16 protein-coding genes and 1 pseudogene are annotated in these 14,862 nt (G+C 34.5%); 7 read left to right on the top strand and 10 right to left on the bottom strand.

Features of this window, described 5'->3' with window-relative positions; all coding sequences use genetic code 11:
- Window position 1 precedes the first annotated feature (1 nt).
- A complete protein-coding gene (locus JFU23_RS24400; protein WP_002030981.1) occupies window positions 2–661 on the bottom strand; it encodes a class I SAM-dependent methyltransferase in 660 nt (219 codons plus the stop codon).
- A 369-nt stretch (window positions 662–1,030) separates the two neighbouring features.
- Between JFU23_RS24400 and JFU23_RS24395 the strand changes: the two genes are divergently transcribed.
- Complete coding sequence (locus tag JFU23_RS24395) at window positions 1,031–1,996, top strand: DMT family transporter (RefSeq protein ID WP_002189112.1); 966 nt, start codon at window positions 1,031–1,033, stop codon at window positions 1,994–1,996.
- Between the two features lie 16 nt (window positions 1,997–2,012).
- Window positions 2,013–2,684: a GntR family transcriptional regulator gene (locus tag JFU23_RS24390; RefSeq protein ID WP_201032903.1), complete on the top strand. Its 672-nt coding sequence runs from the start codon at window positions 2,013–2,015 to the stop codon at window positions 2,682–2,684.
- Between the two features lie 49 nt (window positions 2,685–2,733).
- On the opposite strand, the gene fbpA is transcribed toward JFU23_RS24390, so the two are convergent.
- Both fbpA and JFU23_RS24380 read right to left on the bottom strand, forming a co-directional pair.
- The gene (fbpA, locus tag JFU23_RS24385) at window positions 2,734–2,904 is read right to left on the bottom strand and encodes a Fur-regulated basic protein FbpA (protein WP_002012091.1); all 171 of its coding nucleotides are present in this window, start codon (window positions 2,902–2,904) and stop codon (window positions 2,734–2,736) included.
- Window positions 2,905–3,097: 193 nt separating this feature from the next.
- Window positions 3,098–3,997 carry a cation diffusion facilitator family transporter gene (locus JFU23_RS24380; RefSeq protein ID WP_201032902.1) on the bottom strand — a complete coding sequence of 300 codons (900 nt, stop codon included), beginning with the start codon at window positions 3,995–3,997 and terminating at the stop codon, window positions 3,098–3,100.
- A 268-nt stretch (window positions 3,998–4,265) separates the two neighbouring features.
- On the opposite strand from JFU23_RS24380, the gene JFU23_RS24375 reads away from it, so the two are divergent.
- Window positions 4,266–5,339, top strand: coding sequence for a beta propeller repeat protein (locus tag JFU23_RS24375; RefSeq protein ID WP_201032900.1), 1,074 nt, complete (start codon window positions 4,266–4,268; stop codon window positions 5,337–5,339).
- A gap of 39 nt (window positions 5,340–5,378) precedes the next feature.
- On the opposite strand, the gene JFU23_RS24370 is transcribed toward JFU23_RS24375, so the two are convergent.
- Both JFU23_RS24370 and JFU23_RS24365 read right to left on the bottom strand, forming a co-directional pair.
- On the bottom strand, window positions 5,379–6,524 hold the full coding sequence (locus tag JFU23_RS24370; protein WP_201032899.1) for a DUF4179 domain-containing protein: 1,146 nt from the start codon (window positions 6,522–6,524) through the stop codon (window positions 5,379–5,381).
- Window positions 6,521–7,087, bottom strand: a complete 567-nt coding sequence (locus JFU23_RS24365; RefSeq protein ID WP_201032897.1) for a sigma-70 family RNA polymerase sigma factor — start codon at window positions 7,085–7,087, stop codon at window positions 6,521–6,523. The genes JFU23_RS24370 and JFU23_RS24365 overlap by 4 nt, the downstream gene beginning before the upstream one ends.
- 268 nt (window positions 7,088–7,355) lie before the next feature.
- Here JFU23_RS24365 and asnB point away from each other — a divergent pair, with 268 nt between their 5' ends.
- Window positions 7,356–9,179 carry an asparagine synthase (glutamine-hydrolyzing) gene (gene asnB, locus JFU23_RS24360; RefSeq protein WP_201032895.1) on the top strand — a complete coding sequence of 608 codons (1,824 nt, stop codon included), beginning with the start codon at window positions 7,356–7,358 and terminating at the stop codon, window positions 9,177–9,179.
- Between the two features lie 46 nt (window positions 9,180–9,225).
- On the opposite strand, the gene JFU23_RS24355 is transcribed toward asnB, so the two are convergent.
- Window positions 9,226–10,053 (bottom strand): PP2C family serine/threonine-protein phosphatase, encoded by an 828-nt coding sequence (locus JFU23_RS24355; RefSeq protein ID WP_002012083.1) that lies wholly within the window; start codon window positions 10,051–10,053, stop codon window positions 9,226–9,228.
- 124 nt (window positions 10,054–10,177) lie between these two features.
- Between JFU23_RS24355 and JFU23_RS24350 the strand changes: the two genes are divergently transcribed.
- From JFU23_RS24350 to JFU23_RS24340, 3 genes and pseudogenes are all read left to right on the top strand, one after another.
- A complete protein-coding gene (locus tag JFU23_RS24350; protein ID WP_002030991.1) occupies window positions 10,178–10,588 on the top strand; it encodes a MarR family winged helix-turn-helix transcriptional regulator in 411 nt (136 codons plus the stop codon).
- Window positions 10,572–10,901: a DUF3147 family protein gene (locus JFU23_RS24345; protein ID WP_002086410.1), complete on the top strand. Its 330-nt coding sequence runs from the start codon at window positions 10,572–10,574 to the stop codon at window positions 10,899–10,901. The genes JFU23_RS24350 and JFU23_RS24345 overlap by 17 nt, the downstream gene beginning before the upstream one ends.
- Window positions 10,853–11,773, top strand: a pseudogene (locus tag JFU23_RS24340) (alpha/beta fold hydrolase). Before JFU23_RS24345 ends, JFU23_RS24340 begins: the two are co-directional and overlap by 49 nt.
- 39 nt (window positions 11,774–11,812) lie before the next feature.
- Here the strand turns inward: JFU23_RS24340 and JFU23_RS24335 are convergent.
- From JFU23_RS24335 to JFU23_RS24320, 4 genes are all read right to left on the bottom strand, one after another.
- Window positions 11,813–12,184 (bottom strand): hypothetical protein, encoded by a 372-nt coding sequence (locus JFU23_RS24335; RefSeq protein WP_000461762.1) that lies wholly within the window; start codon window positions 12,182–12,184, stop codon window positions 11,813–11,815.
- 89 nt (window positions 12,185–12,273) lie between these two features.
- Entirely contained in the window at window positions 12,274–12,849 is a 576-nt protein-coding gene (locus JFU23_RS24330) for a histidine phosphatase family protein (RefSeq protein ID WP_201032893.1), read from the bottom strand.
- Window positions 12,850–12,972: 123 nt separating this feature from the next.
- Window positions 12,973–14,064, bottom strand: coding sequence for a serine hydrolase (locus JFU23_RS24325; RefSeq protein ID WP_201032891.1), 1,092 nt, complete (start codon window positions 14,062–14,064; stop codon window positions 12,973–12,975).
- Window positions 14,065–14,164: 100 nt separating this feature from the next.
- The gene (locus JFU23_RS24320) at window positions 14,165–14,800 is read right to left on the bottom strand and encodes a cupin domain-containing protein (RefSeq protein WP_002193122.1); all 636 of its coding nucleotides are present in this window, start codon (window positions 14,798–14,800) and stop codon (window positions 14,165–14,167) included.
- Between the last annotated feature and the right edge of the window lie 62 nt (window positions 14,801–14,862).

Below are 14,862 nucleotides of genomic sequence, written 5' to 3'. Positions count from 1 at the left end.
TTTATTTATACATATTTTGTATCTCTTCTTTATTTTTAAGTATTTCCGAAAACTTATCGCTACAACCTTTCGGAAATAAAACTCCGAGTCCATATGAATGCCCAAACTGAAAATGAGGGTATTTCACCTTGACCTCATCCCAAAACTTATACACACCGAAATCACCGTTTTTAACTTCAATATCATGAAATAATACAATACCGTTTTTCGCAACTTTAGGTAACCATGTTTTATAATCATGAGAAACAGCTTCATACGTATGATAGCCATCAATATGCAAAAGATTTATCGTTTCATCTTGAAACTCATCCAGAGCATCATCAAAAGTAGACCGAATTAAATTCCCTATATTCAGGTAGTTATCCCTCACCACTTTTTCTACTATTTGAAAAACCCCTTCTCCATATGGACCTGTATGCCCATCTCCAGCCCAAGTATCTACAGCAAAACATTTTGTGGCTAACCCACCATCTTTTACCCCCTGGCAAAAACTAAAAAAGGAAGCACCTAAATGCGTACCTAACTCAACTAAAGTTGCTGGTTCTTCAAATCTTACTAAATCATATGCGAAATCTAAATGCCCACTCCACGCAGATTGTGACCGAATAATAGGACTAAAATTTTCAAATTCAAACGATGGTTTATGAGTAACCCAGTTCATCACGTATCTCCTTATACACATATTTTTAACAAACCAAATTACTCTTATCTTTATTTTTTTGGCGTCGCGATTATGATTATATTTCATAAAAAGATGATCGTTCTTAATAAAATGAAACTTTAATCAGTGGGGGTTTTTCCATCCTCCACTGATTATTAGCCCTCACCACTTGGACTTTTACGAGCAGCACGACTCCCACCTAACTTCCTCGCATTCGCCGAATTTCAAGGTGGGAGTCTTACTGCCCGTTAATGCGGGATAAACAATTTTATTTTTAATTAGAAATTTCAGTTTATTGATATTCCATTCTGTGATATATTGCATATTGTATCCAATATATTTTTTTAAAAAAGAGGACTTATATATTTTATGGATTCAAATCGTTTAAAAGGAATTATTATGGTTGTAATCGGTGCTTGTTTATGGGGCTTATCCGGAACAGCTGCGCAACAACTTTTTCAATATGAAAACGTTTCTACTGAATGGTTAGTTACAATCCGTTTGCTTATATCCGGTGCTATTTTACTCATTATGTCATCATTCGGAGCGAACAAAAAAGAAATATTTGGGATTTGGAAACAAAAGTCTGATGCAAATAAGATAATTTTGTTCGGTCTTTTAGGCATGCTTGCTGTACAGTACACGTACTTCGCTTCTATTAAAGAAGGAAACGCTGCTGTTGCAACTTTGTTACAATATTTAGCCCCTATATTTATCACTGTATACTTACTTTTCAAATGGAGCGTTCGTCCATCAAAAATTGATTATATTTCAATTACCCTCTCATTAGTAGGGACTTTTCTCCTATTAACAAACGGTTCTGTTCATAACTTAGCTGTATCTACACCTGCTATCATTTGGGGCATTTTATCTGGACTATCTCTTGCATTTTATAGTTTGTATTCAAAAGAATTGTTAGAAAAGTGGTCTTCATCTGTTATCGTTGGATGGGGGATGATCATTGGGGGGATTGGCGTAACGATTTTACACTTTATTTCCACAAACGAATTCATTTTATTATCAACTATGAAATATGTAAAACTAAGTACCCTCCCGCTCATTACATTTGTCGTCATTTTCGGGACACTCATCGCATTTTATTTATACTTAGATAGCATAAGATACCTTACGCCTAAAGAAACAACATTATTTGGCTGTACAGAACCACTCGCAGCTATTATTTCTTCTGTGCTTATTTTGCACGTACCCTTTCAATCTTTTCAGTTATTAGGTGCTTTTTGTGTAATTGTAATGGTGCTCATATTAAGCCAAAAACCGGATAAAGGAAAACCAAAATTAAAGCTTGTTAATACGAAAAAGAAACATATACAATGAAAGGATTGAATTCACTATGCCTGTCCCTCAAAATTATAAAAAACCAGGAAGAGTTTCAGCAAAGTCACTCGTTTTAAATCAACTGCAAGATTGGATTATAGAAGGTGTTTTACGACCTGATGAAAAAATAAATGATGGGGAATTGGCAGAAGCACTAGGAGTAAGCAGAACACCTGTTAGAGAAGCTTTACAAATTTTAGAGATTTCTGGATTAGTTGAAATGGTACCTGGGCAAAAAACGAAAATCGCGCCTATTAAGCTAGACGACGTATCTATCATTTATGAGACGATAGCTGGTCTTCACTCAATTATAGGAAAGCAAGCACTTCAAAAAGTTACAGACGCTGATATTAAACTACTTTCCGAGATAAATGATGCTTTTCAACAATCTATACATGAAAAAGATTCAAAAAAAGCTTTAGAACTAGATATACGATTTCACAATACAATTACTTCTATTGCTAAAAACCGATATATTGAACCTTTTCTAGAAAATATGCAACTTCACATTTTACGCCTTGAATATTTATTTTTCCAAAACTTCGTGCCTGCAAGTCAATCTATTAAAGAACATCACTCTATAATTCAAGCACTACAAAAGCAGGACGAAAAACGAATGGAACAAATGATGTCTCAAAACTGGCTCCGTCCAATGAAAGAAATACAAAAAATAATTTCTGTGAAATAATAAAGCTGGTTACGCAATGTAACCAGCTCCTTCTTTAATAATCTATATGCTATGCCTGAATATTTGCGTAATCTTCAATATGCTCGTACTCTTTTTCCAATTCCTCTAAAGACAGCTCGTATAATTGTCGGTCGCGAATCTTAAACACCCCTGCTCCAATTAACTCATCAATTAAATGTCTCTTACGATTTTCAACAGCAAAACGGAGTTGACTACTCATCTTTTAAAAAACTCCTTTCTACGATCATTGAAAATGATAATCTTTATCAATTACCACTTTTGATTATAAAAGATGATTCTTAATAAGTAAAGTAATCTTATGAAATATTTACCTTACAAAGTATTTGTGGCCACATTATATATATGTATGCCACGCGAAAAATGTTATGACATTTTTTCATACCCTTTTTCTTTCATACTTTGCAAGTTGTCTCATTATGGTTAAATTCACCTTCTATTTCAACTTGAATGGTGACATGTTCTACATGAAATTTCCCCTTTAATACATCCGTTGCTTCTTTCAATACGCTTTGCGTTTCATTACCTTCGATAATAAGATGACAAGTTAATACTTGAAAATCTGATGTTACAGACCATATATGTAAATCATGAACTTCTTTTACAATAGTAATATTTAATAATGTATTTTTCACCTCTTCAGCATCTATGTGCTGCGGTGCACCTTCCATTAATATATGAACTGTATCACGTGTTACACGCCATCCACTTATAATGACTAAAATAGACACAAGAATACTAGCAACCGCATCTGCAGCAGTCCATCCAAAAAATTTGATAAGTAACGCAGCAATAATCGCTCCAACTGAACCTAATAAATCCCCTAGTACATGTAAGAATGCACTTCTTAAATTTAAATTACCTTTCACATCTCCGCCTCTCATTAATATCCAAGCTGATACAATATTAATAAGCAGACCAAGCACAGCAATAATGAGCATTCCATTACTAACGATTTCAACTGGTTCCTTAAAACGACGAATTGCTTCAATAAAAATATATACTGAAATGACAATAAGAACGACACCATTACATAATGCCGCTAACATTTCGACTCGCTTATACCCATATGTTTTCGCGGCCGTTGCCGTTTTTTCCCCAAGCTTGAACGCAAGTAAACTTAAAGCTAAGGATACTGCATCACTTAACATATGCCCTGCGTCAGACAATAGTGCTAAGCTATTCGTTACAAATCCGCCAATAACTTCAGCAATCATAAAGCTTGTTGTTAATAGGAAGGCAATTAATAACGCCTTTTTATTTTTTGAATGACCGTGATCATGTGAATGTCCCATACAAATACTCCTTTAAGTGCAATATCTGTATGTTAGTATGAAACACATTCCCTATCTTTATCCCCCATTAACGCCCGATAGTGAATGCTACTAATCCGTAGAAGATGAACAATACCCCACTGATTAAAGTTTCACTTTATCCCGCTTCCTCTGTATACAAACTTCGCTACTTTTCAAACAAGTCCTTTTTCTCAACTAAAAACAAGACTACTTCTTTTTTATTTTCATATTGTTTACTAATGAAAGAATTTTTAAGGGGGTTACAAAATTGAAACGACTATTTCTCTGCATGGAGCGTGAACTTGTTGTAGTAAAAGAACAATATGGTAACTATGAAACCACATATCATTTACAAAATATGCAACCTACCTGTATTGTGGTTGATCCATTCCAAACAAATCGTGTATATTGCGGGACATTTGGACGAGGTTTATGGCTAAGTGACGATGGCGGGGATTCGTGGAGACCAATTGGAGATTCATATCGTTACTTTGATTTCCCTAAAGAGGATGGTATTTTACATTCTTCGATTACTTCCATTACGATAAGCCCTAATGAACAAGTTAACGGATATGGTGTCGTTTATGTAGGTACAGAGCCTAGTGCTTTATTCCGTTCAGAAAATGGTGGTGAAACGTGGACTGAACTTAAAAATATGAAATCATTATTATCTTCTTATACGTGGGCTTTTCCGCCTAGACCTTTCACCCATCACGTTCGCTGGATTACAGTTGATCCAAACACTCCAAATACAATCCATGTTTCAATTGAAGCTGGTGCTGTTATTCAAAGTAATGATAAAGGGCATACATGGATTGATAAAAAATTCGGTGCTCCTATCGATGCTCATCAATTACTCATGCACCCTGAAGCCCCAAATCGCCTTTATGCATCATGTGGTGACGGATTTATGGGCGGACCTGATCGTGCATATCTTGAAAGTTATAACAGTGGAAACAGCTGGATCTCATGTAGTGAAGGACTTGAACATCATTATTTATACAGCATGGCTATCAATCCAGCTGATTGTGATACGATTCTCGTTTCTGCTGCACCGAGTGCTGATCTTGCTCATCACCGTATTCCTTATGAATCTTATATATATCGAAAAACGAAAGATACTCCTTTCCAGCAAGTACAGCAAGGACTACCATCTGCAATTGGTACAGTCATTTCAATGTTTGCAACAAACGAAGCAGAACCACATACATTTTACACTTTAAATAACAATGGCGTCTTTCAATCCACTGATAGCGGTGAAACGTGGGAACAACTAAATATTCCGTGGAAAGATGAGTATAAAACGCAGCATCCGCATGCGTTACTCGTTACTAGTTTTTAACGAAAAAGAGACTGCCTTCATTTAAGGCAGTCTCTTTATTTATTTCTTTAAATCAATGACAATATCATCTAACACAATACCCTTATTACCACCCAGTTTTCGAGACACGAAACTCTCCTTTACTTGTCCTCCAACTATTGTTACCGAACCATAATTTTCAGGAGTGTGAATTCTTAAATTAACGTGAGGCGTTATTATTAGCTTGGTTGCATTCTCATTGAGTTGTTGGAATGTTTTACTCCAATTAAAATTATAAGAATCCTCACCTGAGCCTCCATTTCCTTCCCCAGAATACTGATTACCTAAATCATCCCTCACTTCTAAATCGATATCCACTCCATCCCATACATCCCTTATTTCTTGAGATACTTCTTGGTTGTAGTATAAAATAAACGACATTGGTGTTATTTCCATTCTCTCCATATTTACTTTTACACCATCTTTTTCTGTACTACCTCTAATCAATTGCTCTTTATTTTCTATTCCTCTTAGATTAATCTTAAAATTCCAATCCCCCTTTATCGTTTCTTCTGTTTCTAAAATATCTATACTTTTTATACTCCATTCAATGTTCACTGTAGTTTCTTTACTACTAACTAGATCGCTACTTGTTTTTATTACACCTGTATATTTTCTATCAGCGACTTTAGTAATTTTATTGCTTCCTGATTGGGCACCTGCTCCTTTAATAGTTAAAAAATCTAATGTACTTGGATTTTTGCCTAAATCTCTGTTACTTTCTATAGAATAGTTTATTGCTACTGTCTTCCCATCGAAAGTCGCATCATTTATCGTTATCTTAATTCCATTGCTTTCTTTTATCATATTTAGTACTATTGCGTATTGTTTATAATTATAATGAAGCTCCGTTGTCTTCTCTACATCAGTTTTATAATTTTCATATAGCCCTGTTCTACCATTATCTAAAAACCGGAATATATCACCTACTATTGGTAATCCTCCAGCGTATGTAGGAAATCCGATGCCCAGCATGGCAACCGATAATCCTACTAAAATAGATGCAGCAGCAACACCTTTTTTCCAACTTTTCATCTTTTTCTTCGTACGTATCGATTGTTTTACATTGCGTTTTACTTTTTCTTTTTCAATTTCAGAAGCCTCAATTTCCTCAAGTTCTTTTTCATCTATATCAATGTCATTTAATAGTTCATAAATGTCTTTCATATTGCACTACCTCCAAAACTAATATTCGTAGCATTTTGTTGTAGTTTCTTTTTCCCCCGGTACACACGATTATCGATCGCCGCCCTGGTTAATCCTAACTTGTCACCGATTTCCTCTGTCTTCATACCGAGAAGATATTTCATAATGAACACCTTTTGATCTAACGGTTCTAATTGATTAATAAGCTTCAATAACTCTTCCCTATCTTCCATAAGAATTAATTCGTCTTCTGCCGATTTTTCCGTACTTATATGAAACTCATCTGAAATAATTTCTACTTTTTTAGTCGCTTTCCGGTAATAATCAATCGCCTTAAACTTTGCAATCGCCGCTATCCATTTTTTAAAGTCACTCGGCTCTCCATGAAATTTATTTGCGTTATTCCAAATGGAAAGAAATATATCGTTTACACATTCCTCTATGAGTCCATCATTTTGAACTGGAAGAAGAACTTTGTGCGTGATTCCTTTTATAAGTGGTAAATATGTACCGACAACGAATTCTAGCGCATCTTCTTTTTGCCGTTGTAATCTTTTTATAAAATTTTTCTCATTTGATTTCATGTAGCGATTCCCCTTATTTTTTTGTAAAAGCTTTTACACCCTATATAACGTCTAAAAAAATATTTTCTCTCATCTTTTTTATTTTTTGTATGTAATGGAATACTTTTCCTTAGTCATTGTCTCATATAAATATAGGCTTGAAGAAAATTTTCTCAAGTCTGTAATTCAATTAGTGTAGTACACTATTTATGCAGACACTCTTTAACCTGGTGTACATTTCATTTAATTAATCTACTTTTATAATTTTAAATTAGGAGATGAGATTTATATGTGTGGAATTACAGGTTGGGTAGATTGGAAGAAAGATCTTTCAAATGAACATGTTATTTTAGAAAAGATGGCGAATAGTATTCAGCATCGCGGTCCTGATGCTGAAGGATTTTGGTTTTCACCTCATGCGGCTTTTGCACACCGACGTTTAATTGTTATTGACCCAGAAGGCGGGACGCAGCCAAAAACATTCCGTGCCGGTGATTATACGTATGCTCTTACTTATAATGGAGAAATTTATAATTTTCGTGAGCTGAGAGAACAGCTTCAAAAATGTGGGCATGCATTTGAAACTCATTCAGATACAGAAGTGTTACTACATGCTTATTTAGAATGGAAAGAAGACTGCGTACAACATTTAAACGGAATTTTCGCTTTCGCCTTATGGGATGATCAGAAGCAACAACTGTTTTTAGCACGTGATCATTTAGGCGTAAAGCCACTCTTTTATACAGAAAGAAATGACAGTATTATTTTCGGATCTGAAATAAAAGCATTATTAGCTCATCCATCTGTTCCTGCTGAAATTGATGCGGACGGCATAAATGAAATATTTGGATTAGGCTTATTTCGAACTCCAGGATGTGGCGTCTTTAAACATATTCAAGAAGTTCGTGCTGGACATTCTATAACATTCACACGTGATAAAAAAGTAGTTAAGAAGTATTGGAATTTAGAAAGTAAGATTCATACAGATTCTACTGAAGATACATCATCACATATTTTATCTATTTTACAAGATACAGTAAAAAGACAATTAATTGCCGATGTTCCTCTCGTTTGTATGTTATCAGGCGGATTAGATTCTAGTGGTATTACTGCACTGGCAGGTAAAGAATTTAGAGAGGAACACAAAACACTTCACACATATTCAATCGACTTTTTAAATAGCGCGAAAGATTTCGAACTGACATTTGCTCGCACTGGTCTAGATGCTCCTTGGGTAAAACGTGTTTCTGAACATGTAGGAACATCGCATCATGACATTATTGTGAATGCTGAAGAGTTAGCAAATCACTTATTCGTTCCCCTTCACGCGAAAGATTTACCCAGTGCTGGCGAAATGGAAACTTCACTTTATTTACTATTTTGCGAAATGAAAAAAGATGCAACCGTAGCTTTATCTGGAGAATCTGCTGATGAAGTATTCGGGGGATATCCTTGGTTTCATCAAGAAGAACTATTATATGTAGATAAGTTTCCGTGGTTAACAAACTGGAAAAACACATCTTCTCTATTATTAAACGACGTAACAACTCAATGTAATCCTGAGCAGTATATTAATAAACGATTCCATGAAGCTGCTCTTGAAGTACCTACTCTTGAAGGTGAAAGTAAAAAATCCGCGAAACAACGTCAAATGTTTTATTTATTTTTAACACGATTCCTTCCGTTCTTACTCGACCGTAAAGACCGTATGAGTATGGCTGTAGGATTTGAAGTTCGTGTACCGTTTTGCGATTATAGACTAGTTGAATATTTATGGAATGTTCCTTTCAACATAAAAAGTATTGATAATATTGAAAAGGGAATTTTACGTAGAGCGCTGAAACCGGCTTTACCTGATGATGTGCGAAATAGAAGAAAAAGCGCTTACCCTACTTCACAGGATCCACACTATTTACAAACAATCCGCAATTTAACGCTTGATATGTGCAGCAATAAAAACAATCCTGTTTTCTCACTCATTAACCATTCCATATTACTTGCAATTGCTGATCAAAGTAACAAAAAGATTACCAATTTTGAAGCAAGAAGTGCTATGGAGTATATGCTACAAGTAAATGAATGGTTAAAAACGTATCATATTCATATTGCTTAACAAAAAGGAGTTCAAGGACAAAAACCCTTGAACTCCCTTTCATTTATTAATTGGCACATTGTCTATTTTCAGTATCGATGGACCATCCAATAATAGTGGCACAATCTCTACCTTTCCACTGAAGTACATTTGTTAATACAGGCTCAATCTGTAAACAAGATCCGTCGTGTAATATTTCTACTAAAGATTGATCATCATCAAACTTTAGTTTATCACACTCTAAAATACCATCCGTTGCCATTACAATGTGATTCTGACCTTTTTCTAATCCCCTTACCCCTGATGTAAAACAAGGTGTATTCGCTGCAAAAACATTTTTTCTTCCTATATACTCATAGTTCTTACGCTTATTTAGCCTACCTTTTCCATTTTTCGTTTGCTCTGAATGGAATAAATACGCGAAGCAATCACCAACTGATAGCCAATATAAGAACTCGCCTTTTCGTAAACAAATTAAACATGCAAGTTCCTCATCATCTTGGTCACATTTCTCGATAAAGAGCTCATCTGTAAATAACGCTAATAAATACATATGTGTATGATGAAAAGCTAAATGGATTGGGTATGAAAATAACTCTTTTAGTTTTTCTTCTCTTTCTGAAATCGCTTCTATTATATAATGTATATTTTTCGTTTTATGATGTGTATCAAAAATCATAACAAATTCAAATTCTAATTTCGGATCCCACCAAGCTAGCACTGCATCTCCTCTTTCATATGCATCACTCTCTTGATTTCCTCCATATACGCCGACTGAAAGAGGACCACATTTTTCAACATGTATTTGATCTACATACATCTTTTCATGACTAATCCATTTAAATGTATTCACAGCTATCATCCTCTCTCTTGCTAAATGTATACCTTTACACATAGATTACCTTATATTTCAATAAAAATAAACTTTTTCAACATTTTTAATGAAAATAAAAGGATTTTACTTCTGGATCAACGAATATATCTTACTATACGATATAAAAATAGGAGGATTTATCATTATGAAAGACATTAATCAACATTGGGAAAGTATTTATTATCACTTACGATATGAATATGAAGACAACCTTTCTCACCAAGCTATTCGTATTTTACAAATCGTTTCTCGTGAGAAAGATATAACAATTGGAAAAGTTGCTACTGAGCTTAGTCTCTCTCATAACACAGCATCTGAACACGTAAAGCGCCTTATTCAAAAAGGATTTATTATAAAAGAAAGAAACAAACACGATGAAAGGGTTGTAAACCTTACTTTAACGAAAGAAGGCATTGAAGTATTAGAAAAGCATACTTTACTAGATAAAGAAAAGATAAAAATATTAGAATCACAGTTATCAAAAGAAGAACAACAATTAATTGAAAAAGCCTTTTCGTTATTAGCGAAGGAGGCAAAATATGCATTTCCTCGTTAAAGTAATCGTTTCGGCACTTATTATCGGCGTTATTACTGAAGTCGCTAAACATTATAGTACGATAGGCGGCTTTATCGCTGCCCTTCCACTCGTTAGTTTACTAAGCCTATTTTGGATTTCTTTCGAAGGTGGGAGTAAACAAGAATTAAGTCAATTCGCTTTAGGCGTATTATATGGATTTCCTGCATCCGCACTACTATTATTTATTGTTTATATCGGTTTAAAGAACTCCTTTTCACTTAGTACATCTATACTCTTCGGCATATGTGCCTGGTGTATCGTCTTTACTTGCCAAAAAGTATTTCAAGCTTAGGGGGAATTACTATTAATAGATCAATAGAGATATTTGGACAAACTGTAGAAGTATATATAAGAGGTAACAGTAAACAAACTGTAGTCATTCAAACAGGAATGACTTGATCATTTTATGATTGGCTCCCTATTATAGAAGAGCTTTCACAACACTTTACAGTTGTTTCATACCATCGCCCAGGTTACGGAAAAAGTGAGCTAGGAAATACTCCACGTACAGCAAGGCAAGTTACAAAGGAACTACATATGTTACTAAACAAACTCCATATTCACAAGCCAATCATTCTAATCGGCCATTCCTATGGAGGGTTATGTGCACAACATTTTGCAATGTTACATGAAGATAGGCTGCAAGCACTTCTTTTAGTTGATTCTACTTCCATGAACTTACACCGATTAGATGAGCTTCATTTACCAGTTTCTGATCAAACTGATTCTGATGATATGTGGCTACAAAAATATCATACCTACTCCAACATGGATGCAGACGCGCTTTATACTGAACTAAAACCTATGCTCGTCAATACAACAAAACAGCATATCAAATTTTCTACATCTCCTTCCTTATATAAAGCGACAGCTTCTGAACTGTCCGAGTGGAAAAATTGTGCTCGCTCAATAAAAAAACAACATAAAACATTAGAAATACCATTAATCGTTATCGGTAGAGATCCTCAATATTCTATTGCTCAATTGATTGAGGGCGGTATGCCAAAAGAAGAAGCTACACAACTTGAAGATATGTGGCAAGAACTTATTCGTGAACAATTAAATCTCTCAATAAACAGCCAATACATTTTGGCTGAACATGCTAGTCACGGGATAGAAAACGATCGTCCAGATGCTATCATTGAAGCCATTCACTTATTGTAAATAAAAAAAGGAAGCAACTAAAGCTGCTTCCTTACTTATCTATTCATAGTCTTCTTCATCATCGACTTCTTCATAATACGAACTCCCATTGCTTACATATATAGGACCGTTCGCAACATCAATACGTAGTACCCATGCCCACGGCACAGCTAAACGTTTATGTATTGCTCTCCAAAAGTTCATTGATTTTCTTTCGTACTCCTGGAACTCCTGAAGTAACTCTTTATAGGAGGAACCGTCTAACTGAATATTTGCTTCTAATAAACGAGAATGGGCATAGTACTGTAACTCCAGTTCAGCAGCAATCTCCATTTCTTCTTCCGTTGCCATACCTATAATTGCTCCATCTGCTGGTGCGATTTCATATACGTTGTGAACTTCAATAAGCCCTTCTTTCTCTTTCTCAAACATGTAAACAGCCTCCTTTAACCAATATTTTTTATGTTACAAAGTCATACTTCTACAATACCTTCTCCCTTTCCTCTTTTTTTGATAAACTTTTACAAATTATTTATCTGATAATCTGTAGACTGTATTCTTTCAGCAGAACTGAAACAATTATTATCAAAAGTTAATTTATACACATCAGGCATATGAAGGGTTTTCCAAAACTGAAAACCATATTTCGAATCAAAATAATTCATTAGTAATACCATAATATTCCCATGAGTACCTATTACAATATTCTTACCTTTATATTTTTTTAATATACTTTGCATACATATTACAGCGCGTCTTTGCGCTACATCATTTGATTCTCCGCCTTCGTATGCAAAAGTCCAGTCTTCCCATACCTTCTGAATAGCATCGTTAAAATCTGTTACTGGCTCTTTACTTAATAACCTTTCCCGTAAATCTTCTTCCAGTTGTATTGATAAATTATATGTATTCGCAATTCCTTGCACGGTTTGAATCGCCCTTTTATACGGGCTAGAAATAACAACATCAATTTTTTTATCCTTTAACAAACTTGTTACATTACCTGCATCAATCTCTCCTTCTTCAGATAAGGGACGTTCCCTTTCTTCCTTTGTATATGTAGAGTGAGCGTGGCGAACGAAATATACTGTAGTCATTATTCAACTGCCTTTCTTAGTTTCAATCTATATTCCATGCAGTAAATAGGAAATCCTGTATCATGAATAGAAAAGAGCGCCTTTTAAAAAGCGCTCTTTTGTTTACATAATAAAATTATTCCATTATAACTTTTTTCTGAATTCTTCATCTGTTATAGCATCTTGAATAAAATAATCTATATTATTTCTCAGCTTTTGATATGCAACTTGATCTTCTATATCGTTAAACATAATTACAACTTCTACCTTATTCCCTTTCTTATCTGTAGTATACAAACTTTTTGTCAATACGAATGCGGTAGAACCACCTTTTTGACCAGCATATTCCAACTTACTATTTTCAACTGTTCCTTTAAAAACATTATCAATTTCATCTTGCATTGATTTTGGAAAATAATTTCTACTATTTATCTTTTCCATTAAACTCAAATAATCTTTAGCATTTGCACTCACTAATCGATCTGACCAAATACGCTGGAATTCCATATCTATTTTTAATGGTATATCACGTTTCTTCCATTCACCTTCATCTTTCATCCATTCATGTATTTGTAACACGTGTTTATTATATTCATCATTAGACATGTTACGTATCATTTCTAACGATTGATTTTCTGGCTCATTAAGCTCCTTTTCTACATACCCTCTCATATATAGTGAAGCAGTATACGAAGAGAACTTGTCATGACTAGTAAGTTCTAACTCTTTTAAGCTATCATTTACTCTTTCTATTCTAAGCTTATCTAACAAATACGTTGTATTCGCATTAGAACTATAATGAATCATCCCTTTAGCCACTTCTTCTAAAGTAATCTGTCCATTTTGCACTAACTCTCTTACTTTTGAATCTTCTAACCAGTCAGGATGCGCTCCACCATCAGTGTTTTTAACATAATATTTTTCTAAATCCTGCAATGAAATTTGTTCATCTCGACTTATTTTTCCTTCTGACACTTGCTTAGCAAATTCAACTGCTATGACGATTTTTGCCGTACTCGCTAATGGCAATTTTACATTTTCATTTATAGATGTTAATACTTCCCCATTTTTTCTAATTAGTAATGAACACGTTTCATCACCTTTATGTTCTTTTATGTAGTTTAATACGTAATCAGGATCCTCTTTTGACAAATAGTACTTCATAATAAAAAAGAAAGCTATAACGGCTACTATAATGACTCCTGCAACAATTCCTATAATCTTTAATATGTTCACAATATGCCCCCTCTATAAATTCCCTTCTATATAATAATTATAACGAATAAAAATACAAAATTATACAAAACAGAGTAACTCTTCCTAAAAAAAGAAAGAGTTACTCTATTTCACATGATGTTATTTGTCCATTTAACGTAACAACTATATTTGAGTCGTCACTTTCTTTAACGCTATTTAGTCGATTTGAGTTAGGAGGACCAATTACAACTGACTCCTTAATTGGCGAAAGGTCCTTTCCTAATTTTTCTGCACTTACACCGTATGCAGCTTGAAATACTTCTGGCGGTGTTAATCTAAGTATGTCTGACCCCTCTGCTGTTTCAAACTGATCGTTATTGAAGAACAAATGTAATTGTACTTCTTCTGTTACCGCTGTAATCCAATGCCACCATCCCATTGGAATAAAGACAGTTTGCCCCGCTTTCACATGATAATTTTGCAATTGATTCGTTTCGGGATTTAAAATGGATGTAACTGCTTCTCCTGATACAACAACATCTAATTCCCACGCATTCGGATGCCAATGTGGTTCCCGCATATGCCCTTTTGTCATAAACAAATCAACAAACGCCCCTCCTATCATCGCAGGTAACTGCGTTGAGGTAACTTCATATGCAACGTTTTTCTCATCTCTTTTAAAAAAGACATTTTTTCTCGAATCAAAGAAAAGGTTTGGAGTTCCTGAGCTTTTCTTTAAATTTTTATTATCTGGAACATAGCCTGAACTACTCATTTTATCCCTCTTTTCCACTCCGAACATTTCTACTTTCACACTGTATCGTATGGAAAAAATGT

The organism is Bacillus sp. TH50 (assembly GCF_016650565.1).
In the GTDB taxonomy this organism is placed as follows: Bacteria; Bacillota; Bacilli; order Bacillales; family Bacillaceae_G; genus Bacillus_A; species Bacillus_A mycoides.
The sequence above is the reverse complement of the archived record's forward strand: the minus strand, read 5'-3'. Positions and strand labels throughout refer to the sequence as shown.